The sequence below is a fragment of the Streptomyces sp. NPDC057623 genome, assembly GCF_042800355.1.
Classification (GTDB): Bacteria; Actinomycetota; Actinomycetes; order Streptomycetales; family Streptomycetaceae; genus Streptomyces.
On record NZ_JBHVGZ010000108.1, the window covers coordinates 1 to 24,100 of the forward strand.

Genomic DNA, 24,100 nt, shown 5'->3' on the forward strand with positions numbered 1-24,100 from the left:
CTCTGCGGGCCGGCGGACCCTTAGATGAACTTCTGGCTCGCGAGGAACTCGGCGAGCTGCTTGCCGCCCTCGCCCTCGTCCTTGACGATCGTGCCGGCGGTACGGGCCGGACGCTCGGCCGCGCCGTCCACGACGGTGTACGCACCCTCCAGGCCGACCTCCTCCGCCTCGATGTCGAGGTCGGACAGGTCCCAGGACTGCACCGGCTTCTTCTTGGCGGCCATGATGCCCTTGAAGGACGGGTAACGCGCCTCACCCGACTGGTCGGTGACCGACACGACGGCCGGCACGGACGCCTCGAGCTGCTCGGAGGCGGCGTCGCCGTCCCGGCGGCCCTTGACCGTGCCGTCCTCGACCGAGACCTCGGACAGCAGGGTGACCTGCGGGACGCCCAGGCGCTCGGCGAGCAGGGCCGGTACGACACCCATGGTGCCGTCGGTGGAGGCCATGCCGGAGATCACCAGGTCGTAGCCGGCCTTCTCGATCGCCTTGGCCAGCACCAGCGAGGTGCCCAGGGCGTCGGTGCCGTGCAGGTCGTCGTCCTCGACGTGGACGGCCTTGTCCGCGCCCATGGACAGCGCCTTGCGCAGCGCGTCCTTGGCGTCCTCCGGGCCCACCGTCAGAACGGTGATCTCCACGTCGTCGTCGGAGTTCTCGGAGATCTGCAGCGCCTGCTCGACCGCGTACTCGTCGAGCTCGGAAAGCAGACCGTCCACGTCGTCCCGGTCGACGGTCAGGTCATCGGCGAAGTGCCGGTCGCCAGTGGCGTCGGGCACGTACTTCACGGTGACAACGATCCTCAAGCTCACGCCGGCTCTCCTACTGCGTCGACATTTCTCTGCTGCCTACTTGCAGGCAGCATAGGCGCCCCAAGCGGCTGATCCCGATCGGGGCGACCTGCGCCCCGAGCGAAATATTACTCGTCAGTACACCCAGTTCGTTCCCGCTAAGCAAGCGCTTTGAACTGTGACCTTTGCAACGCAGCGTAATCGGAAACCGACGGCTTCGCAGAACAGCGGACGGCCGGTTCGGTCACATCCGTCCGGTGAGCTCAGTCACGCAGGCCGTTGAACCGGCCCTGGTGGTACACCAGCGGACGCCCCGGCCCGCCGGAGTCGCCGAGGACGACCTCGGCCAGCACGATGCAGTGATCGCCGGCGGGCACACGTCCCACCACCCGGCACACCGTCCAGGCGAGAACGTCGTCGAGGACCGGGACACCTTCGGGGCCCTCACCCCAGGCGGTGGGCGGACCGAAGCGGTCGGCGCCGCTGCGCGCGAAGGTGGCGGCCAGGTCCTGTTGGTGCTCGCCGAGTATGTGGACACCGACGTGGTCCGCCGCGGCTATCGCCGGCCAGCTGGAAGCGCCGACACCGATACCGAAGGAGAGCATCGGGGGCTCGGCGGAGACGGAGGTGACAGAGGTGGCGGTGAACCCGACCGGGCCCGCCTCACCGCGGGCGGTGATCACGGCCACTCCCGCGGCATGACGCCGGAAGACGGAGCGGAGCAGGTCGGGAGAGGCGAGCTGAGGGGTACCGAGGCCGGATGTGGCCGTCATGGAGTTGTCCTTCTGCGAGGGGAGACGTGCGGACCCGCGGCTGTTCAACAGCCCGGACAGCGCGCGCTCGCGGTGCGGGCCAGATCGACGTGGGCCCGTCCGAAGAGAAGGAGTTCCTCAGGCATCAGGTCAGGTTGACGATAGGTGGTGCGCACAGTCAAGTGCGTTCCGGGATGTGGGAGATGACTCACCCTCGGCATCACGGCCCCTCAGACCGCTTCGCCCAGCGCCGCGATCACGTCGGCCCGGCGCGGCTGACCGGTGGCCCGCCGGACGACGTTGCCGTCGGCGTCGAGGACCAGCACGGTCGGCGTCTTGAGGATGTCGAGCCGGCGTACGAGGTCCAGGTTGTCCTCGGCGTCGATCTCGACGTGGGTCACGCCGGGGACCATGCCGGCCACCTCGCCGAGCACTCGCCGGGTGGCCCGGCAGGGTGCGCAGAAGGCGCTGGAGAACTGCACGAGGGTGGCGCGTGCGCCCAGCTCCCCGCCCAACTCGGCCGCCACGAGCCGTTTTCCGTCGTCCCGCCCGCGCACCCGTACTCTCCCGCTCCGCCGCCGATGCAGCATTCCGTAGGCGCTCGCCGCCGCGAGCACCACCACGCACACCACCAGTCCGGTCATCACCGTCCTCAACCCTTCACGAGACTGCAAAGATTCCCGAGCCCCTGAAGCGTTTCCTGTGCGGAATGCTTGATTCATGGACATCGACGCAAGAGGGCCGCGCTTCGGGGCGGCCGTGACGACCGTGGTGCTGGCGGTCGTGCTGGTCACCGGGAGCGTCTGGCTGCTGGCCTGGCAGACGCTGGCGTTCGCGCTGGGCGCGGCCGGCGGGGTGAGCCGTTCGCCGTACGGCTGGCTGTTCCGCAGGGCGGTACGACCCCGGATCGGGCCGCCGACCGACTTCGAGGCGCCGGAACCGCCGCGGTTCGCGCAGGCGGTGGGGCTGGTCTTCGCGGGCCTGGCGCTGGTCGGCTACACCCTCGGGCCGGACTGGCTGGGGCTCGCCGCCACCGGGGCCGCGCTCGCGGCCGCCTTCCTGAACGCCGTGTTCGGGTACTGCCTGGGCTGCGAGATGTACCTGCTCGTGCGGCGGGTGGCGGTGCGCGCCGGGTAAAGGCGGCACAAAAGACCGAGGTGGATCAAGGGGCCGACGTGACGAGGATCTCGCCGTTCCCCGGCACTTGGGCTTGGCCCTCGGCCGTTATTGGGGCACGATCTGCGACATGCCGTAAACCTACGGCTGCGTAACTTTCCCACTGGGAGCTTCCTTCCCAGGCGCAGAAGGAAGGGTCCACCCCGTCCATGGCAGAGCTTGTCTACCGTCCCGTCGTCGGTTTCGCCCAGACGTTGTTCAAGGCGTGGGACCTCAAGATCGACTGCAAGGGGTCGGAGAACATTCCACGCTCGGGCGGCGCTGTGCTGGTGAGCAACCACATCAGCTACCTGGACTTCGTCTTCAACGGCCTGGCGGCGCTCCCGCAGAAGCGCCTCGTTCGCTTCATGGCGAAGGAGTCCGTGTTCCGGCACAGGATCTCCGGTCCGCTGATGCGCGGCATGAAGCACATCCCCGTGGACCGCAAGCAGGGTGAGGCGGCGTACGCCCACGCGCTGGACTCGCTGCGCTCCGGCGAGATCGTCGGGGTCTTCCCGGAGGCCACGATCTCGCAGTCGTTCACGCTGAAGAGCTTCAAGTCGGGCGCCGCCCGGCTGGCCCAGGAGGCCGGCGTGCCGCTGATCCCGATGGCCGTGTGGGGCACGCAGCGCCTGTGGACCAAGGGGCACCCGCGCAACTTCAAGCGCAGCCACACCCCGATCACCATCCGGGTCGGCGAGGCGCTCGAGGCGTCCAAGGACAAGTACGCCGGTGCGATCACCCGGCAGCTGCGCGAGCGCGTCCAGGAGCTTCTGGAGGCCGCGCAGCGCGCCTATCCGGTGCGCCCCAAGGACGCCGGCGACACCTGGTGGATGCCGGCCCACCTCGGCGGTACGGCACCCACGCCGGAGCAGGTGCGCGCCTCGGAGAGCTCCGCCGGATAGGGCCGGCGGCAGTGCCGCGGTGCGCCGCCGGTCGGCCGCGGCCGCCGTCCGGGTCGCGCTGGACTCCGTCCAGCCGTCAGAGTGCGGCGGGGAGCGTCCGCCACAGATGCGGGCGGTCGGGGGCCGCCTTGAGAACGTCGAGCACGGTCGGGTGGGGTGCGGCGTACAGGACCGGATAGTCCAGCTCATCGGAGTCCGGGTCGGGGATGAAGGCCAACCGCTCGCCGTCGAGCGAGAACCGGGCGTCCACGCCCGGCTTGTTGCCCCGTGGATCCTGCCGGTGCCAGGCACCGTTGAACCGGACGGCGACCAGGCCGTGCACCTCCTCGAACTTCTGGTAGCACAGCGCGGTCGGGATGTCCTCGGCCCGCAGCAGCGCGGCCAGTGCGTGGGCCTTGGCGTAGCAGATGCCGGTGCGCTGCTCCAGAACGTCGGAGGCGCGCCAGGTGACACGGAGATCGCCGGAATCCTGTGAGTGCGGGATGGCGTCCCGCACGAACTCGAACGCCGCCCGCGCATATTCATACGAGTCCGCCACGCCGTCGGTGAGCCTGGCAGCTGTCTCGCGGACCAGCGGGTGGTGATGGTCGATGACTTCGTCAGCTGCCAAGTAGGCGGAGAGGTCAGCGGTTTCCTGGATCATCTGCATGGCAGCAGAGCGTAGGCGGCGGCATCGGCGCGAGTCAATCAACTTTCCGATCAACGCATATCTATGCACTGAGCGTTGTGGTGGATGCCGTGGACACCCGTCTCCGGAAGAACGGCCGAACATCGCCGCAACCAGCCGCCCCGACCACAACCCCTCCCCCGTCCCACGGGTCTCGGTCACCGACCGCTCATCGACAAGGGGGAAGTCATGAAGCATCGTCTGCTCGGAGCCACGCTCGCCGGCTGTGCCCTGGCCGCGGTCGGGGCCGGGCCCGTGCCCGCCGCGTCCGACCAGTTGTGGATCAGCGTGCCGTCCGAGACGGTACTGCCCGCGCCGGGCGCGGACGGCGGCACGTCCCAGCGCACCCTTGAGGTGCGGGTCACTCACGACAACACCGAGAACGCGGTGCCCGCCGGCCGGCTGACGGTGGACGCGACCGGGATCGCCGCGTTCGCACAGGTGTCGTGGCCCGCGAACTGCGTACCCGAGTCGGCGGTCAAGGCAGCCTGCGACTTCGCCGGGATGCCGGCCGGGACGGACAGCGTGGGGGCCGCCCTGCTGGGGCTGCGGGCGCTGCCGGACGCGGACCTCGGCGCGTCCGGGCAGGTGCGCTACTCGGCCGACGCCGGGGAGCTGACCGCCTACCCGGTCGAGACCCTGGTCACCCTGGGCGACGGTCCGGACCTCGGACTCAGCCAGGCCGCGGTCCAGCGCGACCTCAGGCCCGGCACGGACACCCGGGTGCGGGCCACGGTCGGCAACAACGGCAACCGCGCCGTGGCACGCACGCTGCTGTGGGTCAACGCGTCCTACGGGCTGCGGTTCAAGGAGCGGAACTCCAACTGCGAGTACCGGGACCACGCCACCGGTACGTCCGCGCTGTGCGTGCTGGACGAGGCGGTCGCTCCGGGCGAGCGGTACGAGCTGACGAGCGCGCTGCGGGTGCGGCGCGACGCGCTGTACGAGCGGTTCGACCACTCCGTACTGCCGTATTCGGACAAGGCCCTCGAAGAGGCCCGCGGCGGGCAGACGTGGGCCCCGGGCACGGGCCCCGAGCTGGATCTGCGCCCCGTGGCGGCGCGGCGGGCCGCAGCCGGGGACGAGGACCTCGATCTGTCGGACAACTACCGTGCCGTCATGCTCGACGCCAGGAACAGCGCCGACCTGAAGCTCACCGGAGGCAAGGTGCGCGGGGCCGCCGGGGACACCGTGACCGCACGCGTCACCGTCCACAACCGGGGTCCGGCGTGGGTGGCGTCGCTGGGTGCGGGCGCGGCCGTCGCCACGGTGCGGTTCCAGGCGCCGCAGGGCACCACGGTCGTCCTCGACCCCGACGGGGACTGCTGGGACCAGCCGCCGTCCGAGGAAGAGGGGCCGGCCGCGACGACGTACTTCTGCCGGACGCCGATCTACCTGCACGACGGGGCGTCCCACGCGTTCGACGTGCGGCTGCGGATCGACGAGGTGGTGCGCGGGGCACGCACCACCGTCGAGACCCTCAACGACGACCCGGAGCTGTCCATCAGGAAGTTCGACCCGAACCTGCGCAACAACAGCGCGCGGATCGTCGTCAACGGCTGAGCCGGGCGGGCGGCCGCGGGGAGGGGACGGCTAGCGCGCCATCTCCTCCTTCAGCGCCGCCACGAAGGCGTCCACGTCGTCCTCGGTCGTGTCGAACGCGCACATCCAGCGCACGACGCCCGCCGCCTCGTCCCAGAAGTAGAACCGGAACCGCTTCTGAAGCCGCTCGCTCACGTCGTGCGGCAGCTTGGCGAAGACGCCGTTGGCCTGCACCGGGTAGAGGATCTCCACGCCGTGCACGGCGCGCACTCCCTCGGCGAGGCGCTGGGCCATCTCGTTGGCGTGGCGGGCGTTGCGCAGCCACAGGTCCTTGGCGAGCAGGGCCTCCAACTGCACCGACACGAAGCGCATCTTGGAGGCGAGCTGCATCGACAGCTTGCGCAGGTGCTTCATGTGGCTGACGGCGTCCGGGTTGAGGACCACGACCGCTTCGCCGAACAGGGCGCCGTTCTTGGTGCCGCCGAGGGAGAGGATGTCGACGCCGACCGCGTTGGTGAACGTCCGCATGGGCACGTTCAGCGAGGCGGCGGCGTTGGCTATCCGGGAGCCGTCCAGGTGCACCTTCATGCCGTGCGCGTGGGCGTGGTCGCAGATCGCGCGGATCTCGTCCGGCGTGTAGAGGGTGCCGAGTTCGGTGCTCTGGGTGATCGAGACGACCTGGGGCATCGCCCGGTGCTCGTCGTCCCAGCCGTACGCCTGCCGGTCGATCAGCTCGGGGGTGAGCTTGCCGTCGGGCGTCGGCACGGTGAGCAGCTTCAGGCCGCCCATCCGCTCGGGGGCACCGCCCTCGTCGACGTGGATGTGCGCGCTCTCGGCGCAGATCACCGCGCCCCAGCGGTCGGTGACCGCCTGGAGCGCGACGACGTTGGCGCCGGTGCCGTTGAAGACCGGGAACGCCTCGGCCGTGGCGCCGAAATGGCTGCGGACGATCCGCTGGAGGTTCTCGGTGTAGTCGTCCTCGCCGTACGCCACCTGGTGCCCGCCGTTGGCCAGGGCCAGAGCGGCGAGCACCTCCGGGTGGGCCCCGGCGTAGTTGTCGCTGGCGAAACCGCGGACGTCCGGGTCATGGTGACGACGAGCCTGGGTAAAAGCAGCCTTCGGAGGGTTCACGGCTTCTCGGTCAGCCACAGGCGGTTTCCGTTCACTTCTGCGGCGGGCTTGTCCCAGACGTCGACGACAGCGTCGGCGAGGTCCTTGACGTCCGTGAAGCCCGCGAACTTCGCGTTGGGGCGGTCGGCGCGCATCGCGTCGTGCACCAGCGCCTTCACCACCAGGATGGCAGCCGCGGACGTCAGCTCCTCGGCGCCCCCGGCCTTGCGGAAGGCGTCGGCGAGCGCGAGCGTCCATGCCTCCGCGGCGGCCTTGGCGGCGGCGTACGAGGCGTTGCCCGCGGTCGGCTTCGTGGCGCCGGCGGCGCTGATCAGCAGATAGCGTCCGCGGTCGCTGCGCTGGAGGCCCTCGTAGAAGGCCAGCGAGGTGTGCTGCACGGTGCGGATGAGCAGCAGCTCGAGGAAGTCCCAGTCGTCGAGGCTGGTCTTGATGAAGGTCTCGCTGCCGCGCCAGCCGCCGACGAGGTGGACCAGGCCGTCGACGCGGCCGAAGTCCTTCTCGATGTGGTCGGCCCAGTCCCTGGTGGACTGGAGGTCGAGCAGGTCGACGGGTTCGCCGGTGACCGTCGCGCCGCCCGACGCGTAGCGGGCCGCGTCCACGGCCTCCGCGAGCCGCTCGGGATCGTTGTCGGCGGCGACGACGGTCGCCCCCGCCTCGGCCAGCCGCAGCAGGGCCGCCCGGCCCGCGGGTCCGCCCGCGCCGGCCACCGCGATCACCGCACCGCTGAGAGCTCCGTTCCCCGCCATGTTCCTCGCCTCCTGAGCAGTGTTCTGGGTACCGCGGTCGCTCACGCGGCGATCCGCTCGGCGCTGTCCGCCGTGATGCCCCGGGTGGAGGCGATCACGTTCTTCAGCTTCTTGGACAGGGCCTCATAGAACATGCTCAGCGGAAACTCGTCCGGAAGCACGTCATCGACGAGCTTGCGCGGCGGCTGGGTCAGGTCCAGGGCGTCCGGGCCCTTGGCCCAGCGCGAGCCCGGGTGCGGGGCGAGATAGGTGGAGACGAGCTCGTATCCGGCGAACCAGTGGACCAGCTTCGGGCGGTCGATGCCGTCGCGGTACAGGTTCTCGATGTCGGCGCACAGCTGGTTGGTGACCTGCGGGGCGCGCTCCCAGTCGATGTGGAGCTTGTTGTCGGTCCAACGGATCACGTCGTGCCTGTGCAGGTAGGCGAAGAGCAGCTGGCCGCCGAGGCCGTCGTAGTTGCGCACGCGCTCACCGGTGACCGGGAAGCGGAACATCCGGTCGAACAGCACCGCGTACTGCACGTCACGGGCCTGCGGGACGCCGTCCGACTGGAGCTTCACGGCCTCCTTGAAGGCGGTGAGGTCGCAGCGCAGCTCTTCGAGGCCGTACATCCAGAACGGCTGGCGCTGCTTGATCATGAACGGGTCGAACGGCAGGTCGCCGTGGCTGTGGGTGCGGTCGTGGACCATGTCCCACAGGACGAAGGCCTCCTCGCAGCGCTTCTGGTCGTGGACCATCGCGGCGATGTCCTCGGGCAGGTCGAGGCCCAGGATGTCGACGGCGGCGTCGGTGACGCGGCGGAAGCGGGCGGCCTCGCGGTCGCAGAAGATGCCGCCCCAGCTGAAGCGCTCGGGCGCCTCGCGCACGGCGATCGTCTCGGGGAACAGGACGGCGGAGTTGGTGTCGTAGCCGGCCGTGAAGTCCTCGAACTTGATGCCGCAGAACAGCGGGTTGTCGTAGCGGGTGCGCTCCAGCTCGGCCAGCCAGTCCGGCCAGACCATGCGCAGCACGACCGCTTCGAGGTTGCGGTCGGGGTTGCCGTTCTGCGTGTACATCGCGAAGACGACCATGTGCTGGAGGCCGTCCGCGCGGCCCGCGGCGGGCTGGAAGGCCAGCAGCGAGTCGAGGAAGTCGGGCACCTCGAAGCCGCCCTCGGCCCAGCGGCGCAGATCCTTCACCAGGGCCTCGTGGTAGGCGGCGTCGTGCGGCAGCAGCGGGGAGAGCTCCTCGACGGCCGCCACGACACGCCGTACGGCGGCCTCGGCGTCCGCGCGCTCGGGCGCGCCCTCGGCCTCGAAGTCGATCGCCCCGTCCTTGGACTGCCATGGCCGAATCTGCTCCACGGCATCCTTGAGCACCGGCCACGCCGGGTGCTCCACCACCCTGGTCGCGGGAGGAACCTGCTCCTCCGAAGCCGTCTGCACAAGAATTTCCGTCATGTCCCATCCTCCACGGGAGAACCTCGCGTAAGAAGACCGTATACACACGAGGTTCCTCCCAGCAAGTAGAGACTCGGGAAATTATCCTGCGCACCCCCATGGTCACCGCACTTTTTCCTGTCGGTCATCCCGATGGCGCATACTCCGGCCGCGCCTGGGCATACGGAGGGCCCGGACGGAGCCGCCGCCCGCCGGGTCGGTCAATCCCCGCGGGGACTCGCCCACGCCAGGGTGACCACCTCGGGGCGCCGACTCCAGGTACGCCATGTCCACCGCCGCGAACCGTGTGTACACGTGGGGTTCATCACGCGCCCGGGCCACTAGGCTGCGGATCTGCCGCGCGAACACTCCGCTCCGGTTTGCGCGAGCCCCGAGCCGCCCGTCGACGGAAGCGAGTTGAACCTTGAACTTCCTTACCATCGGTCATCGCGGAGTCATGGGTGTCGAACCCGAGAACACCCTCCGTTCCTTCGTCGCCGCCCAGCAGGCCGGCCTCGACGTCATCGAACTCGATCTCCACCTGAGCAAGGACGGCGCCCTCGTCGTCATGCACGACACCGACGTGGACCGCACGACCGACGGCGCCGGCGCGATCGCCGACAAGACACTCGCCGAACTGCGTGCCCTGGACGCGGGCCGCGGCGAGCGCGTGCCCGTCTTCGAGGAAGTCCTGGACGCCGTGCGCTCGCCGCTGCAGGCCGAGATCAAGGACGTCGCGGCGGCTCGGGCGCTCGCCGAGGTGATGATCAAACGGGACCTGGTCTCCCGGGTCGAGGTGTCCTCGTTCCACGACGACGCCGTGGCGGAGACCGCCCGCCTCGTGCCCGGGGTACGGACCGCGCTGATCGCCAGCCGCTACGGCACCGACATCGTGGACCGCGCCGTCGCGGTCGGTGCCGCGACCGTCTGTCTGAACATCCGCCGCCTCACCCTGGAGGTCGTGGAGCGGGCCCGCAAGGCGGACCTCCGGATCATCGGCTGGGTGGTCAACACCCAGGACCACCTGCGTCTCGTACGCGCCCTGGAACTGGACGGCGCGACGACCGACTACCCGGAGATCAAGCGCACCGGCCGCTTCACGGCCTGAAGCCGCGTCACGGCATGAACGTCACGCCAGCTCCTTGACCAGCAGCTCGAACCGCAGGTCGTCGCGCTGCGGAATGCCGTAGCGCTCGTCGCCGTACGGGAACGGGGTCATCCGTCCCGTACGGCGGTAGCCGCGCCGCTCGTACCAGGCGATCAGGTCGTCGCGTACCGAGACCACGACCATGTGCATCTCGGTCGCGCCCCAGGCCTCCCCGGCGTGCCGCTCCGCCTCCGCCATGATCACCTTGCCGAGGCCCGCGCCCTGGAGCGCGGGGCTGACCGCGAACATCCCGAAGTAGGCGTGAGCGCCGCGCCGCGCCAGCTGGCAGCAGGCGACGACCGCCCCGTCCCGCTCGACGGCGAGCATCCGGCTGTCGGGCGACTTGATGACCTCCAGCACGCCGTCGGGGTCGGTCCGCTGCCCTTCGAGGATGTCCGCCTCCGTGGTCCACCCGGTCCGGCTGGAGTCCCCGCGGTAGGCGGACTCGATCAGCGCGACCAGCGTGTCCACGTCGGCCTCCGTGGCGTCGCGGAAGGTGAGGCCGCCCTCGGCGGTGGTCACAGCTGTGTCCATGGGGTTCTTCTCCACTTCTCAAGCACTGCGCGTGCACCGCTGAGGGTAACGCGCCGCTAGGATCCGGCTGCATGGTGCACGTACTGAGCGGACGGACCCTCCTCCATCCCACCGACCCCGAGCGCTCCCGTGTCTTCTACGGCGAGCAGCTGGGCCTGGCCGTCTACCGCGAGTTCGGAACGGGGCCGGAGCGCGGCACCGTCTACTTCCTCGGCGGTGGCTTCCTGGAGGTCTCCGGCCGCTCCGAGGCCCCACCGTCCGCGGCCGTCCAGCTGTGGATGCAGGTCGCGGACGTGGCGGCGGCGCACGACGAGCTGCGGGGCAAGGGCGTCGAGATCGTGCGGCCGCCGGTGAAGGAGCCGTGGGGGCTGATCGAGATGTGGATCGCCGATCCGGACGGGACGCGGATCGTCCTGGTGGAGGTCCCGGCGGATCATCCACTGCGGTACCGGCCCGGGATCTGAGTCGGCCAGGGCGGTGTTCCCGGCCCCGGTCCGCGCGGCGGAGGGGGCACGGCTGGAGCGCGGGCATGCGGGGCCTCCGGTCGGACAACGGTGTTCGGAGGCCGCCATGCGATGCGCTACGGGGTCATGGGTACGTCGGTGGCGGCTTCGGGCTCCGGCGGGTTTCGTCGGCCGGATGGCCGGGGCCGTGGGCGGGGCTTAGCGTGCTGGAGGGGGCTTTCCCGCGGGAGGAACGTCATGAAGCTCGACAAGCCGGTGACCTACGGGCCCTGCTGGACGGAGCTGGGCACCAGCGATCTGGCCGCGGCGAAGCGGTTCTACGAGGGGTTGTTCGGCTGGCGTGCCGAGACCGATCCGCGGAGCGAGGCCGGCGGCTACTCGATCGCGCATCTCGGGGACGCGGCGGTGGCGGCGCTGACGCCGCTGTACCAGGAGGGGCAGCCGGTGGCGTGGAACGTGTCGTTCGCGGTGCCGGACGCGGATGCGGCCGCGGCGCAGGTGACCGAGGCCGGCGGGACGGTGCTGGTCGGTCCGATGGACGTGTTCGACGTGGGCCGCTTCGCGGTGGCCGTGGACCCCACGGGTGCGGTCCTCCAGCTGTGGCAGGCGCGGTCGTTCCCGGGTGCGGGACTGCTCAGCGTGCCCGGCGCGCTGGGCTGGGTGGAGTTGCTGACCCGTGCGCCCGAGCGGGCCGTGGAGTTCTACACGACGGTGTTCGGCTGGAGCGTCAACGCCTCGGAGCACTACACGCAGTGGGGTCTCGACGGCGTCGACTTCGGCGGCATGGTCACGATGGACGACAAGTTCCCGCACGAGGTCCCGGCGCACTGGCTGCCGTACTTCGCCGTGGCGGACGTGGACGCCACGGCGGCGGACGCCGCCGAGGCGGGCGGGAGCGTCCTCATGGAGCCCACCTCCGTCCCCGACGGGCCGCGCATCGCTGTGCTGCGGGACCCTCAGGGGGCCGTGTTCGGCGTGTACCGCGCGGCCGACGAGAAGTGACGGCGCCTCGGCCCCGGTGAGGGGAGCCCCGGTCGGGTCAGCCGCGGAGCGCCCCCAGCCGCCCCTCCAGCTCGCCGAGCAACTCGCCCAGCAGCGCCGCGAGTTCGCCCTGTTCCCGCGGAGCGATACCGGACAGTACGGATGTCTCGTAGGCGAGTTGCTCGGGCAGGATGCCGTCGACCAGGTCCCGGCCCGCGTCCGTGAGGCGGACGTGGGCGACGCGGCGGTCGCGGGTGTCGCCCCTGCGTTCGACCAGGCCGCGCTCGCTGAGCTGCTTGAGGCGCTTGGTGACGGCGGCGCCCGAGGAGAAGGTCTCGCGGGCGAGTTCACTGGGGGTCAGCTCGTGGCCGGTGCGGCGCAGCGCGCCGAGCAGGTCGAACTCGGGGCGGCTGAGGCCCGCCCGGCGCAGCGGCGCGTCCTCGGCCTGCTGGAGAAGGGCGGCACAGCGGTTGATGCGCCCGATGATCTCCATCGGAGCGGTGTCGAGGTCCGGATGGACGGTCCGCCACTGCCGGACCACGGCGGCCACCGTGTCCTGTCTCGCCCCGGTCGGCCCGCCGTTGGTCGCCGTCATGGCCGTACGCCCTCCGTCGTGTCGCTGCCCGTGCGCTGGTCCGGGTGCGGCCCTCGGCTCCGCCCCGTAGCCGCGAGCGTACGGGGTACGGTCCGTCCGGCGCGCACGACCCGCTGCCACCGCCGGTCGGGGACGGCCACGGCGGCGGCGAGACCGACCAGCGCGCCGACCAAGGTGTCCACGACCCGCTCGGTGATCAGCCGCCCCGGTTCCTGGAACCCGGCGAACTCGGTGACGAGCAGCGCCATCGGGGTCACGCAGACGCTGCCGAGCCAGTAGTTGCGGGCGATGAGCGCCTCGGCACCGAAGTTGAGCGCGAGGCAGCACAGGACCAGGGCGACCTCGCCGCTGTGGGCGAGCGGGACCAGCGCGGCGAAGAGGAGGACACCGAGCAGGTTGCCGACGACGCGCTGGACGCCGCGGCCCCAGGTGAGGGTGAGGTTGGCCTGGTACAGGGAGGCCGCGGTGACCAGGGCCCAGTACGGACGGCCGATCCCCAGGGCGAGGGAGGCGTATCCGGCGAGGGCGCAGCCGAGGGCGGTGCGTACGGCGAGCGGGCCGAGGGGGCCGAGGCGGCGCCACAACGGGCCGCGGGGCGGGGCGGGTTCGATGCCGATGCCGGTGGGGCCGGTGGGGCCGTCGACCGCCGGTACGGGTCGGTTGCCGCGCACCTGCCGGGCCCAGGCGCGCAGCGGCGCGGGGTCGGCGTCGGCGGGGGCGGCCAGGGCGGCCTCGGCACGGACGAGAAGGCGGTCGAGGGCGGCGCGGGTCTCGGCGGGGCGGCCGGCGGCGAGCAGCGAGTGACGGGCGGCCCGCACGGCGGCGCCGGCGGCGGCATGGGCATGGGCGCGGTCGTCGGCCGTGCCGCTCCCGACCGCGCCGGTCCCGACCGTGTCACCCCTACCGCTCGTCTCGACGCATGCGGCGGTCGCGGTCAGGGCGGCCGCGGTGGCCCGGCGTTCCGGGCCGTGCGGACGGAGCAGGCCGGGTGCCATGCCGACGAGCCAGGCCCAGGCGGCGGCCGCGACGGCCGGCGCGAGGTGGCCGGGGATCCGGTCCAGGGTCTGCGGGGTGAACAGGACGGCGGAGCTGATGAAGGTGAGGACCACGTTGCCGGGCGGGCCGATGCGGGTCGCGTCGCACAGCGCCTTCTGTACGGCGGCCAGCACCGCGCCCACGGTGACCAGGACGACGCCGTCAGTGGTGAGCGAGGCCGTCACCAGCGCGGTGGTGAGACCGCCGAGCATGCCGAGCACCACCCACGCCAGGGCGCGGGCCCGGGCCGCGTAGGGGCGGTCGTGGGCGTAGAGCGCGCACAGGGACCCGGCCATCGCGTACATCGCCAGGTCCAGCCGGCCGAGCGTCAGCAGGGCGAGGTTGGGCGGGGCCACGGCGACGACCACGCTCAGGGCCGGCTTGAACCAGATGTCCGAGGGGCGGCCGAGGCGCAGCACTCCGGGCTGCGGAAGGCGGTCGCCAAGGCCCTCGCTCCTACCCTTCACCAGTTTCATGGCCATTACCTTAGCAAGTGTTTTACTCGTAAAGAATCCTCGTGACCTGCTGTGCTCCGCCGAATGCTCCCCGTGTACACCCTTGCGCTCGCGTGCGCGCCCGACCGCCGGGGCATCGACGGACTGTCCGGGACCGTCGAGCGGGGAGGTGCGCGTGCACGGACCGGCTTCGCACGGCTGGCTGCTGGTCGCGCTGTGTGCGGCGACCGGGGCCTACTGTCTGCTGCGGATGCGCAGTCACGTGGAGGAACAGCGCCGGGCCGCGGGCGGCGAGGCGCTGATGGGCTTCGGGATGGCCGCCATGGCGGTGCCCGCCGCGGTCTTCACACCGCCGGTGTGGGCCTGGCCCGTCTACGCGGCCGTGTTCGGCGCGGCCGCCCTGCACGCCCTGTGGGCGGCGCGAGAGGGCGCGCACCATCTGCATCACCTGGTGGGAGCCTCGGCGATGGTCTACATGGCGGTCACGATGGCCGCCTCGCCCGGCGGCCACAGCGGGCACGGCGATCCCGGCGTCCCGCTCGTCACGGGCACCCTGCTCCTGTACTTCACGGGCTATGTGCTGCTGTCCGGCGTCCGGCTGGTGCCCGTCACGGCGGGCGGCGCGGGCATCGGATGGGGCGACCGTCCGGAGCTGGCGCGGGCCTGCCGGCTGTCCATGGGGATCGCCATGGTGGCGATGCTGCTGGCTCTCTGAAACCCTGTGCGTGTGGTGTTCCCTCCCGGGAACGGCGGGTTCTCCTGTGGCAGGCGTCGCAAACCCGCCCCAACATTGGCCTCTCGCCCCACCTTTCGGCGAGGATCGCAGTATGCACACCCAGTCCGTCGAATCCCCGCCCCGCCCGCCGGCCGAGCGCAGGACCACCAGCTGGGCCGGCGCCCTCGCCCTGGGCTCCGCGCTGCTGCTCGCCCTGGTCGCGGTCCGGTGGTACCCGCTGATGACCCTCGACGGCGACGTCGCGGACACCACGCACCGCTGGGCGGTCGACGAACCCGGCGTCACGCACGCGTTCCGCATCCTGACGGACTGGGTCTGGGATCCGTGGACGATGCGCATCCTGACCTTCGCGGTCGCGATCTGGCTCGTGTGGCGCAGAGCGGCGCGCTGGACGGCCGGGTGGCTGGTGGCCACCTGTCTGCTCGCCACGGTGGTCCAGCAGACCCTGAAGGCCGTGGTCGACCGCCCGCGGCCCGTCTGGCCCGACCCCGTCGACTCCGCCCACTACTCGGCCTTCCCGTCCGGCCACGCCATGACGGCCACGGTGGTCTGCGGTCTCCTGCTGTGGCTCCTGCACCACTACGGCGCCGGACGCGCCCTGTGGCGCACGGGCGTCGCCGTGGCCGCGGTCTCCGTGGCCGGCGTCGGGCTGACCCGGGTGTGGCTGGGCGTCCACTGGGCCACGGACGTGGTCGGCGGCTGGCTGCTGGGCGCCCTGGTCGTGGTGCTGGCGGTCGGCGTGCACGCACGGCGGCAGGGCTGACCGTACGGCCGGCCCGGTGCGCGAGCCGCGCGATCTTCCCGCGCGGTGCGACGAGGCCCCCGTAGGATCCGCAGCATGACCGCAGTCCTGTTCGACTTCTCCGGAACCCTCTTCCGTGTCGAGTCCACCGAGTCCTGGCTGCGCGGAGCGCTCACCGAGGCCGAAATGGAGTGCGGCGAGGCCGAGTTGACCGAGGCCGCGCAGGCTCTGGAGGCCATGGGAGCGCTGCCCGGCGGGGTCGATCCCTCCTGGCTGCCCGAGGACGTCGCGAGTGTCTGGGGCGTGCGGGACAAGAGCGCGGAGCTGCACCGGGCCGCGTACACCGGGCTCGCCCGGCATGTACGGCTCCCCGACGAGCGGTTGTACGACCTGCTCTACGACCGCCACATGGCACCGGCGGCGTGGATGCCGTACCCCGACACCGCCGAGGTGCTGCGGACGCTGTGCGAGCGCGGCATCGGCGTCGGGGTGGTCAGCAACATCGGCTGGGATCTGCGCCCGGTGTTCCGGGAGCACGGCCTCGACGCGTACGTGGACACGTACGCGCTGTCCTACGAGCACGGCATCCAGAAGCCCGACCACCGGCTGTTCGCGGCCGCCTGCGCGGCACTCGACGCCGATCCGCGCGAGGTGGTCATGGTCGGCGACAACCGCCGGGCCGACGGCGGCGCGGCGGCCCTGGGCTGTGCGGTGCATTTCGTGGATCATCTGCCGGCCGCGCAGCGACCTGACGGGCTGCGGCCGGTACTGGATCTGGTGGGCGCCGCCGCGACGGCGAACGGTACCGACCCCCGACGCAAGAAGTAGCCTCCGGCTACCGTCCCGGGACGCTCATCCGCCTCGGACGATCCCCCGCGTCGCCCGAGGCAGACGGCAGCCCGGACCAGGCCGTATCGGGGCCGGGCCGGAAGCGCTGAGTATAGTTGGCTGGCAGCCAGTCAACGCAGGAGTTACAGCATGTCCCCGCGCAGCGCCTCGGTCAATGAAGAGTTGCGGCGGCGTTCCCGGGAGCGGCTTCTTCAGGCGGCGGTGGAGCTGGTCGGCGAGCAGGGCTACGAGGCGACCACGCTGGGGGACATCGCGGACCGGGCGGGCTCTGCGCGCGGCCTGGTGTCGTACTACTTCCCGGGCAAGCGACGGCTCGTGCAGTCCGCCGTGCACCGGCTGATGCACCGCACGCTGGAGGAGGCGCTGGAGCGCGAGCCCAGGACCGAGGACGGCCGGGAGCGGATGGCCCGGGCCATCGACGCGATCCTGGGTCTCGCCCGGGACCGGCCGGTGCTGATGCGCCAGCACATGGCGGGGATGCTCCAGGCCGAGGGCTTCGCACAGTGCCCGGAGCAGCGGCGCCTGGCCGAACTGCTGCGGGAGATCTGCGCGGGACACGGCTCACGGGACGTCGACACCGACTATCCGATGCTGCGCGCGCTGCTCATGGGCGCGGTCTACGCGGCGCTGGTGCCCGGGGTTCCGATGCCGGTGCCGGTGCTGCGGGCCGAGCTGTTCAGGCGCTACCGGCTCGACTGGGAGCTGGGAGTCCCGCCGGACTCGGTGGCCGTGTCCGGCGGGACGTGCGACACCGATCTGTCGCGGTTCTTCGCGACCGGGTCCTCACCCGGCGGCCCGGACGATCAGTCGAAGTAGTCCGGCTGCGTCTGGACGTTGAGTTCGCGCAGGTGGACCCGGCGGGCCGGGGCCGTGCGCCGGTCGTCGATCTTCAGGACGTCGAAGCCCCGGGCGTACTCGTTGGAGTAGATGTAGCCGTTGTAGTAGTACGCCGACCACGAGCCGCCCGACTTGATCGTGTCCGTGGTCAGCGGGCCGCGGTCGAAGTAGGCGATCTCCTCGGGGTGGGCCGAGTCGGTGAAGTCCCAGACGGAGACACCGCCCTGGTACCAGGCCTGGACCATGATGTCCTTGCCCCTGACCGGGATCAGCGAGCCGTTGTGGGCGACGCAGTTCTCGGTGTCCGCCTGATGGCGGGGGATCTTGAAGTAGCTGCGGAAGACCAGCTTGCGCTTGTCGCCCTTGCCGACGATGTCGTAGATGCCGTCGGCCCCGCGGTTCGGGCCGATCTTCGCGTTGCAGGTGGCGGCACCGCCACCGCCCAGCTCGTCGGTGAAGACGACCTTGTCGGCCTTCTGGTTGAAGGTCGCCGAGTGCCAGAACGCGAAGTTCACGTTGTCCTGGACCCGGTCGATGACCTTCGGGCGCTCCGGGTCCTTGACGGAGAACAGGATGCCGTCACCCATGCAGGCGCCGGCGGCCAGGTCCTTGTGCGCAAGGACCGTGATGTCGTGGCAGCCGGTGGTCTTGGAGACGCCCGGGTTGGTGGGCCCACCGGGGTTGCCGCCGCCGTCCGGGCCCTCGCCGGGGAAGAGCACCGGGAAGCCCACGACCGCCGCCTTCTCGGGGGCGCCTCGCGGCACCTTGATGACGGAGATGCCGTCGTGCGGGGGCCGGCAGTCGGGATATGCGGCGTTCGGCGAGTACGAGGAGACGTAGACGTAGACGTTCCTGCGCTCGGGTACCAGGGTGTGGGTGTGCGAGCCGCAGGCGGTCTCGACGGCGGCGACGTACCTGGGGTTCCTCTTGTCGCTGATGTCGAAGACCTTCATGCCCTCCCACGAGGACTTCTCGGTCGCCGGCTGGGTGGTGCTGTTGCAACTGCTGTCGCTGCGCGAGGAGTCGGTGGACAGGAACAGCAGGTCGCCGGAGACGGAGATGTCGTTCTGCGAGCCGGGGCACAGGACCTGGGCGATGGTCTTCGGCGCCTTCGGATCGCTGATGTCGAAGATGCGGAAGCCGTCGTAGTTGCCCGCGAAGGCGTACCTGCCCTGGAAGGCCAGGTCCGAGTTCGTGCCCTGGAGCACGTCCTTGGGGACATGGGCCAGGTGCTGGATGTTGTCGGAGTGGACGATCTCGTGCCGGCCTGGAATCTCGCCGTCCTCGACGGCCTCGCGCACCTCGGCCCGGGTGCTCTCGGAGACCTCCTGCTCCGCGACGGGGCCGTCCCCCGGGTCGGGGGTCGCGACGGCCGGCTGCGCGGTGAGCAGTGCGGCGAGGAGCCCGGCGGCGGCAGCCGCAACTCCCAGGCGTCTGCGCCGCGTTCGGGGATTTCTGAACAGGATCACTGTTTTTCCTCCCTGGTGCTGTTCGCACTGGAGCGGTCCACGCACGCCCGAGTATGGTCTTCACCATGCACATTTCAAGAGCGGGTGATGAACATGTAACGAACGCGCCATACCGCCGGGCGCGCTTCGCTACGGCCGCACTGGCCGCCCTGACCGCGCTCGTGCTCGGCGGCTGCGACTCCGGATCCGATCCCGACTCCGCCGCGCAGGGCGGGCCTTCGGTAATCGCGCCCGGCAAGCCCGGCGAGTCGAACCGGATGCTGTCCGCCGAGGAGGCCGCACGGCAGCGCGCCGAGGACGACTCCCCCAACTCCGCGGACGTCGCCTACGCGCGGATGATGATCGAGCACCACACCCAGGCTCTGACGATGACCGAACTCGCCCCGGACCGCGCCGAGTCGACGAGGGTCAGGAAACTCGCCGAACGGATCGCCGCGTCGCAGGGCCCGGAGATCACCGCCATGAAGGGCTGGCTGAAGAACAACGGCAAGTCCGGGAAGACCGACGGCCACGAGCACGCCTCGATGCCCGGCATGGCGACCGAAGCCCAGCTGAAGAAGCTGGGCGCCGCGCGCGGAAAGGCCTTCGACCAGCTGTTCCTCACCCTGATGATCACCCATCACAACGGGGCGATCACCATGGCCACCGACGTGAAGGGGCAGGGCAACAACATCCGGATCGAGGAGATGGCCGACGAGGTGGTCGCCCAGCAGACGGGCGAGATCACGCGGATGCGGGACATGCTCTGACCGCGCGTTTTCCGAACGCGAGTGGTGGCAACGCCCTTTCCGTCATCGCGAGGGCGGCACTGCCGCTCTGTCTCAGCACCCTGGCCGCCTCGGCGGGCGCACTCGTCGACACGGCGCTCCTCGGACGGCACGACACCGCCTCGCTCGCGGCCTTCGCCGTGACCGTCGCCGTGTTCGCTCCGGCCACCGCGACCGTCGCGGGCGCGTTGCGCGGGGTCATGCCGTTCGTCGTGCCCTGCAAGAGCGCGCCGGACGCGCTGCTGCCGATCGTGCGGAACGCCATGTGGCTGGCGTCGGTCGTGGGCGGGGTGTGCGCGGCGGCCGTCGCCTCGGTACCGCTGATCGGCGGTGCGGTGGGGGTGCCCGCTGCCGTACTGGGCCAACTGGGCGTCCTTCCCTGGCTGTTGGCGGCGACCGTGCTGCTCGTCGCCCTCGGCCAGTCGGCGACCTCCGTCCTGGTGGCCCTGGGCCACAGCGCCCAGGTGATGCGGGCCGGCCTGCTGAGCACCGCCACGTCCGTCACGCTGTCGGTCCTGCTGGTCGGCGCACCCGGCCCCCTCCCCGGGTACGGCCTGACCGGGGCGGGCGTCGCCATGCTCGCCGCCGCCCTGGTCGGCGCGTGGGTCAACCGGAGCACCCTGCGCCGTCGCACCGTTCTGGCCGGTCGCCCGCTCCATCCCGGCAGGCCCGATCCGCGCGAGATGCTGCGGCTGGCGGCGGTGGGCATCCCGCTGGCGGGGACGGTGTTGATCAAGTTCGCGGTGCTGGGCGTGCTGACGTTCGCCGCCGCCCGGGTCGGCACGGACAGCGCGGCCGTCCACAGCGTCTCCGAGTCACTGGTGAACGTCATGTTCGCCGTGGCGGTTGCGGTCGGTCAGGCCATGGTTCCGCTGACCGCCGGCTACGCGAGCGCCGGTGATGTGGCGGGCCTACGGCGAAGCCTGCGGGCGGGCGTCGGTCTGACACTGGGCGCGGTCGCCGTGCTCGGTGCCGCTCTGCTGCTCCTGCGGCACTCGGTCGTGCCGCTGTTCACCTCGGACGCGGCCCTGCGCCCTCAGGTGGTGGGCCAGCTTCCCCTGGTCCTGCTGGTGGTGGTCACCGACGCCCTTCAGGCGGTGGCCGGGTTCGCCCTCATCGGCCTCAAGCGCACCACGCCGAGCCTCGTGTCGACCGCCGTGTGGTTCGGCGCCCTCGCGGCGGTGGCCGTCCCGGTGGCCGAGGCCGGCGGGCTCACCGCCCTGTGGGCGGCGCTGGCCTGCGCGAACCTCCTCCAGGCGGTGACGAAGTCGGTCTCCTTCCGCACCCACAGCGCACGGGTCGGCGCGAGCGCCTCCTCCGGCGGCCCCGGAGCGCCGACGGACCCGGCCGGGGCGTTGCGCAACCGGGGCCCCGCTCAGTGACGGGCCCGCCGCCGCGTCAGGAAGCCGGCGTCGCGGGCCTGGCCGATCAGCCTGAGCGACTTCCGGCGGCCGTACCCCGTGGCGGTCATCACCGCGAGGACGGGGTCGGTGCCCTGCTCCTGAGCCGCGCGGTACTTCTGCGCCACCAGCCACTGCCCCTCGACGCCCCGCGGCCAGCCCGACCCGGCCAGGCACGACCCGGCGTCGGCGCCGTCGGGTCCGGTGTCGTCCGGATCGGCGCCGTCCGGCCCGGGGCCGTCGGGTGCGACCCCGATCCCGCACGCCTGCGACAGCGGATCCTCGATCCAGTCGGCGAGCGCCGCCAGGTCGTCCAGGGAGAGCGCCGGCTCGGCGCGTACGTCCTCGATGGAGACGCACCCCTCGGACACCACGGCGACCGCGTCGACATGGGCGCCGTCGCCGAACTCCAGCCGGACCCCGAACCACGCCGTGGCTCCGGTGCCGTCCCGCACTTCCCACGCGGGCCACACGGACACGGCGCCGTCCGTCGCGAGGCGATCGGAAAGATTAAGAAAGGATGCTTCCAGCACACACGCAACGTAACCGCATGATCACATTCCATACGAACGAAACGCGTCCCGTACGACGCACTGCACCCTGTCAGCGGAGCGGCAGCGGTGCGATGCTGGACTCGGGAGCGACTCCTGAAGATCTCCGGACAAGGAGTTCCGCCGTGCTGCGTGTCGCCGTCGTCGGCTCCGGACCGAGCGGGTGCTACACCGCCCAGAGCCTCGTACAGCAGGACCCCGACGTGGTCGTCGACGTCCTGGACCGGCTGCCGTGCCCGTACGGACTGGTGCGGTACGGGGTGGCGCCGGACCACGAGAAGATCAAGTCCCTCCAGAACAATCTGCGGGCCGTCCTGGAGCACGAGCGGGTACGGTTCCTCGGCGGCGTCCAGATCGGCCCGGGCGGGGTGCCGGCCACCCGGCTGCCGGCGCTGTACCACGCCGTCGTGTACTGCGTCGGCGCGGCCACCGACCGGCACCTCGGGATTCCCGGCGAGGACCTGCCCGGCAGCTGGTCGGCGACCGAGTTCGTGTCCTGGTACAGCGCCCATCCGGACGCCGCCGACGACGGATTCGTGCTCGGCGCGCGGTCGGCGGTCGTCATCGGCGTCGGAAACGTCGCGGTCGACGTCACACGGATGCTGGCCCGGGCCACGGCCGAGCTGACCCCCACCGACATGCCGCAGCGGGCGCTCACCGCCCTCGCCGCGAGCCGGGTGCGCGACGTCAGCATGGTCGGGCGGCGCGGCCCGTCGCAGGCCCGTTTCACCACCAAGGAGCTGCGGGAGCTGGGCACCCTGCCGGACACCGAGGTGACCGTGGATCCCGCGGAGCTGGCGCTGGATCCGGCGTACGCCGACCCCACCGGGCTGCCCGCCCCGCAGCGCCGCAACATCGAGGTGCTGCGCGGCTGGGCCGAGGCCCCGCCGCTGAACGCCGGCCACCGCATCCGGCTGCGCTTCTTCCTGCGCCCCGTCGAACTCCTCGCCGACGCGGGGCGCGTGGGCGCGGTGCGCTGCGAACGGACGGCGCCCGACGGACAGGGCGGGGTGACGGGCACGGGCCGGTACGAGGACGTCGGGGCCCAGTTGGTGCTGCGTTCGGTGGGCTATCGCGGAGTGCCGCTGGAGGGACTCCCGTTCGACCCGGCGACCGCCACGGTGCCGCACCTCGCCGGACGCGTCCTGCGCGAGGGCCTGGTCGCGCCGGGCGAATACGTGGCCGGCTGGATCAAGCGGGGCCCGACGGGCGTCATCGGCACCAACCGCTCCGACGCCAAGGAGACGGTGACCTCGCTGCTGGAGGACGCCTCCGTACTCGTCCGCGAGGAACGGTGCGCCGACCCGCTCGCGGCGCTGCGCGCCGAGGGGATCGAGCCGGTCGAGTGGACGGGTTGGTGCGCCATCGAGCGGGCGGAGGCGGAACTGGGGGCGTCGCTGGGCAGGGGTGTGGTCAAGCTCCCCGACTGGGGGTCACTGTTGACCGCCGCGCACGACAGCGCCCCCTAAAGCGCGTTGCAGAAGGCCGTGATCTGGGCATTTCCCTTGTATGCGTGGGGTGTTGAGGGCTGATCCGTTGTGGGTGGAGACGTTTACGGGGCTGCGGATGAGGCAGTTCGAGCGGTTGTTGAAGGTGGTGCGGGAGCGGGGTGGCGATGGGCCGCGGATCGGACGGCCGTGGTGTCTGCCGCTTGCCGACCGGGTGCTGGTGGTAGCGGTCTACTACCGCACGAACCTCACGATGCGGCAGCTCGCGCCACTGTTCGGGGTCTCGCCGGCCACCGTGTGCAGGGTGATCCAACGGCTCCGGCCCCTCCTCGCGCTCGAGCCGGCCTCACGCCCCGCCGATGCCGCGGACCGGCTGTGGATCGTGGACGGCACGCTTGTCCCGGTCCGCGACCGCAAGGTCGGTGCCTCGAGCCGCAACTACCGGTTCTCCGCGAACGTGCAGGTCATCATCGACGCCGACACACGCCTGGTCGTGGCCACCGCCCGCCCGGCCCCGGGCAACAAAGCCGATGCCCACGTGTGGCGCAACTCAGGTCTGCCGGACCAGTGCCAGGGCATCACCGTGCTCGGCGACGGCGCCTACATCAACACCGGCCTCATCGTCCCGCACCGCAAACGACCCGGCCGACCCCTGATGGCCGGTGAGGAAGCCGACAACGCGGAGCATCGCCGGGTCCGTGCGCGGGTCGAGCATGCGATCGGCCGGCTGAAGAACTACAAGATCCTCCGAGACTGCCGACAGCACGGCGACGGCCTCCACCACGCGGTCCAAGCCGTCGCCCACATGCACAACCTCGCTCTGGCCGCGTGATCACAACAGCCGTGATCGGGCCCTGACCTGCAAAATCACGACCTTCTGCAACACGCTTTACGAGCTCGTGCACGGTAAGCGGTGAGACGTCGCGTCCTTGATCGTTGATCATGGTTGTGTGGTGGGGAACGCGACTCGTGCAGCGATCATCAGC

At 71.3% G+C, this 24,100-nt stretch carries 26 protein-coding genes; 14 read left to right on the forward strand and 12 right to left on the reverse strand.

Annotated elements, in window-relative coordinates; all coding sequences use genetic code 11:
* Window positions 1-20: 20 nt before the first annotated feature.
* From ACFU95_RS47660 to ACFU95_RS47670, 3 genes are all read right to left on the reverse strand, one after another.
* On the reverse strand, window positions 21-809 hold the full coding sequence (locus ACFU95_RS47660; RefSeq protein ID WP_383843041.1) for an electron transfer flavoprotein subunit beta/FixA family protein: 789 nt from the start codon (window positions 807-809) through the stop codon (window positions 21-23).
* Window positions 810-1,051: 242 nt separating this feature from the next.
* Window positions 1,052-1,561, reverse strand: a complete 510-nt coding sequence (locus ACFU95_RS47665) for a flavin reductase family protein (protein ID WP_383843044.1) — start codon at window positions 1,559-1,561, stop codon at window positions 1,052-1,054.
* Window positions 1,562-1,770: 209 nt separating this feature from the next.
* On the reverse strand, window positions 1,771-2,184 hold the full coding sequence (locus tag ACFU95_RS47670) for a TlpA family protein disulfide reductase (protein ID WP_383843047.1): 414 nt from the start codon (window positions 2,182-2,184) through the stop codon (window positions 1,771-1,773).
* Window positions 2,185-2,260: 76 nt separating this feature from the next.
* Here ACFU95_RS47670 and ACFU95_RS47675 point away from each other — a divergent pair, with 76 nt between their 5' ends.
* Together ACFU95_RS47675 and ACFU95_RS47680 are read left to right on the forward strand one after the other, a co-directional pair.
* Window positions 2,261-2,677 (forward strand): DUF4395 domain-containing protein, encoded by a 417-nt coding sequence (locus ACFU95_RS47675; RefSeq protein ID WP_383843050.1) that lies wholly within the window; start codon window positions 2,261-2,263, stop codon window positions 2,675-2,677.
* 188 nt (window positions 2,678-2,865) lie between these two features.
* Window positions 2,866-3,600 (forward strand): lysophospholipid acyltransferase family protein, encoded by a 735-nt coding sequence (locus tag ACFU95_RS47680; RefSeq protein ID WP_383843053.1) that lies wholly within the window; start codon window positions 2,866-2,868, stop codon window positions 3,598-3,600.
* 76 nt (window positions 3,601-3,676) lie between these two features.
* On the opposite strand, the gene ACFU95_RS47685 is transcribed toward ACFU95_RS47680, so the two are convergent.
* Window positions 3,677-4,249 (reverse strand): transglutaminase domain-containing protein, encoded by a 573-nt coding sequence (locus tag ACFU95_RS47685; protein ID WP_383843056.1) that lies wholly within the window; start codon window positions 4,247-4,249, stop codon window positions 3,677-3,679.
* Window positions 4,250-4,456: 207 nt separating this feature from the next.
* Here ACFU95_RS47685 and ACFU95_RS47690 point away from each other — a divergent pair, with 207 nt between their 5' ends.
* Window positions 4,457-5,830 (forward strand): hypothetical protein, encoded by a 1,374-nt coding sequence (locus ACFU95_RS47690; RefSeq protein WP_383843058.1) that lies wholly within the window; start codon window positions 4,457-4,459, stop codon window positions 5,828-5,830.
* 30 nt (window positions 5,831-5,860) lie between these two features.
* Here ACFU95_RS47690 and ACFU95_RS47695 read toward each other — a convergent pair whose 3' ends face one another.
* The 3 genes from ACFU95_RS47695 to ACFU95_RS47705 are packed head-to-tail and all read right to left on the reverse strand — an operon-like array spanning window position 5,861 to window position 9,125.
* Window positions 5,861-6,940: a threonine aldolase family protein gene (locus tag ACFU95_RS47695; RefSeq protein WP_383843061.1), complete on the reverse strand. Its 1,080-nt coding sequence runs from the start codon at window positions 6,938-6,940 to the stop codon at window positions 5,861-5,863.
* Window positions 6,937-7,686, reverse strand: a complete 750-nt coding sequence (locus ACFU95_RS47700) for an SDR family NAD(P)-dependent oxidoreductase (RefSeq protein WP_383843064.1) — start codon at window positions 7,684-7,686, stop codon at window positions 6,937-6,939. The genes ACFU95_RS47695 and ACFU95_RS47700 overlap by 4 nt, the downstream gene beginning before the upstream one ends.
* 41 nt (window positions 7,687-7,727) lie before the next feature.
* Entirely contained in the window at window positions 7,728-9,125 is a 1,398-nt protein-coding gene (locus tag ACFU95_RS47705; protein ID WP_383843067.1) for a DUF6421 family protein, read from the reverse strand.
* Window positions 9,126-9,528: 403 nt separating this feature from the next.
* Between ACFU95_RS47705 and ACFU95_RS47710 the strand changes: the two genes are divergently transcribed.
* Window positions 9,529-10,212, forward strand: coding sequence for a glycerophosphodiester phosphodiesterase (locus ACFU95_RS47710; protein WP_383843069.1), 684 nt, complete (start codon window positions 9,529-9,531; stop codon window positions 10,210-10,212).
* Between the two features lie 21 nt (window positions 10,213-10,233).
* On the opposite strand, the gene ACFU95_RS47715 is transcribed toward ACFU95_RS47710, so the two are convergent.
* On the reverse strand, window positions 10,234-10,785 hold the full coding sequence (locus tag ACFU95_RS47715) for a GNAT family N-acetyltransferase (protein WP_383843072.1): 552 nt from the start codon (window positions 10,783-10,785) through the stop codon (window positions 10,234-10,236).
* Window positions 10,786-10,856: 71 nt separating this feature from the next.
* Here ACFU95_RS47715 and ACFU95_RS47720 point away from each other — a divergent pair, with 71 nt between their 5' ends.
* Complete coding sequence (locus tag ACFU95_RS47720) at window positions 10,857-11,249, forward strand: VOC family protein (protein ID WP_383843075.1); 393 nt, start codon at window positions 10,857-10,859, stop codon at window positions 11,247-11,249.
* A 237-nt stretch (window positions 11,250-11,486) separates the two neighbouring features.
* The gene (locus tag ACFU95_RS47725; RefSeq protein ID WP_383843078.1) at window positions 11,487-12,251 is read left to right on the forward strand and encodes a VOC family protein; all 765 of its coding nucleotides are present in this window, start codon (window positions 11,487-11,489) and stop codon (window positions 12,249-12,251) included.
* Between the two features lie 37 nt (window positions 12,252-12,288).
* Here the strand turns inward: ACFU95_RS47725 and ACFU95_RS47730 are convergent, their stop codons facing one another.
* Both ACFU95_RS47730 and ACFU95_RS47735 read right to left on the reverse strand, forming a co-directional pair.
* On the reverse strand, window positions 12,289-12,825 hold the full coding sequence (locus ACFU95_RS47730; RefSeq protein ID WP_383843081.1) for a MarR family winged helix-turn-helix transcriptional regulator: 537 nt from the start codon (window positions 12,823-12,825) through the stop codon (window positions 12,289-12,291).
* The gene (locus tag ACFU95_RS47735; protein ID WP_383843084.1) at window positions 12,822-14,336 is read right to left on the reverse strand and encodes an FUSC family protein; all 1,515 of its coding nucleotides are present in this window, start codon (window positions 14,334-14,336) and stop codon (window positions 12,822-12,824) included. Before ACFU95_RS47735 ends, ACFU95_RS47730 begins: the two co-directional genes overlap by 4 nt.
* A gap of 154 nt (window positions 14,337-14,490) precedes the next feature.
* Here ACFU95_RS47735 and ACFU95_RS47740 point away from each other — a divergent pair, with 154 nt between their 5' ends.
* The 4 genes from ACFU95_RS47740 (at window position 14,491) to ACFU95_RS47755 (ending at window position 17,458) form a co-directional block, all read left to right on the forward strand.
* The gene (locus tag ACFU95_RS47740) at window positions 14,491-15,030 is read left to right on the forward strand and encodes a DUF5134 domain-containing protein (protein WP_383843087.1); all 540 of its coding nucleotides are present in this window, start codon (window positions 14,491-14,493) and stop codon (window positions 15,028-15,030) included.
* 112 nt (window positions 15,031-15,142) lie between these two features.
* Window positions 15,143-15,814, forward strand: coding sequence for a phosphatase PAP2 family protein (locus ACFU95_RS47745; RefSeq protein ID WP_383843090.1), 672 nt, complete (start codon window positions 15,143-15,145; stop codon window positions 15,812-15,814).
* Between the two features lie 75 nt (window positions 15,815-15,889).
* The gene (locus tag ACFU95_RS47750; protein WP_383843093.1) at window positions 15,890-16,621 is read left to right on the forward strand and encodes an HAD family hydrolase; all 732 of its coding nucleotides are present in this window, start codon (window positions 15,890-15,892) and stop codon (window positions 16,619-16,621) included.
* Window positions 16,622-16,771: 150 nt separating this feature from the next.
* Window positions 16,772-17,458, forward strand: a complete 687-nt coding sequence (locus ACFU95_RS47755) for a TetR/AcrR family transcriptional regulator (RefSeq protein ID WP_383843096.1) — start codon at window positions 16,772-16,774, stop codon at window positions 17,456-17,458.
* Here the strand turns inward: ACFU95_RS47755 and ACFU95_RS47760 are convergent.
* On the reverse strand, window positions 17,446-18,948 hold the full coding sequence (locus ACFU95_RS47760) for an LVIVD repeat-containing protein (RefSeq protein ID WP_383843099.1): 1,503 nt from the start codon (window positions 18,946-18,948) through the stop codon (window positions 17,446-17,448). The genes ACFU95_RS47755 and ACFU95_RS47760 overlap by 13 nt on opposite strands.
* Before the next feature lie 65 nt (window positions 18,949-19,013).
* Between ACFU95_RS47760 and ACFU95_RS47765 the strand changes: the two genes are divergently transcribed.
* Window positions 19,014-19,697 (forward strand): DUF305 domain-containing protein, encoded by a 684-nt coding sequence (locus ACFU95_RS47765; protein ID WP_383843102.1) that lies wholly within the window; start codon window positions 19,014-19,016, stop codon window positions 19,695-19,697.
* A gap of 158 nt (window positions 19,698-19,855) precedes the next feature.
* Entirely contained in the window at window positions 19,856-21,097 is a 1,242-nt protein-coding gene (locus tag ACFU95_RS47770; RefSeq protein WP_383843105.1) for an MATE family efflux transporter, read from the forward strand.
* Here ACFU95_RS47770 and ACFU95_RS47775 read toward each other — a convergent pair.
* On the reverse strand, window positions 21,091-21,594 hold the full coding sequence (locus tag ACFU95_RS47775; protein ID WP_383843108.1) for a DUF6214 family protein: 504 nt from the start codon (window positions 21,592-21,594) through the stop codon (window positions 21,091-21,093). The genes ACFU95_RS47770 and ACFU95_RS47775 overlap by 7 nt on opposite strands.
* A gap of 197 nt (window positions 21,595-21,791) precedes the next feature.
* Here ACFU95_RS47775 and ACFU95_RS47780 point away from each other — a divergent pair, with 197 nt between their 5' ends.
* The gene (locus tag ACFU95_RS47780) at window positions 21,792-23,135 is read left to right on the forward strand and encodes an FAD-dependent oxidoreductase (RefSeq protein ID WP_383843111.1); all 1,344 of its coding nucleotides are present in this window, start codon (window positions 21,792-21,794) and stop codon (window positions 23,133-23,135) included.
* Window positions 23,136-23,175: 40 nt separating this feature from the next.
* Entirely contained in the window at window positions 23,176-23,946 is a 771-nt protein-coding gene (locus tag ACFU95_RS47785) for a transposase family protein (RefSeq protein ID WP_383843114.1), read from the forward strand.
* The last annotated feature ends 154 nt before the right edge of the window (window positions 23,947-24,100 follow it).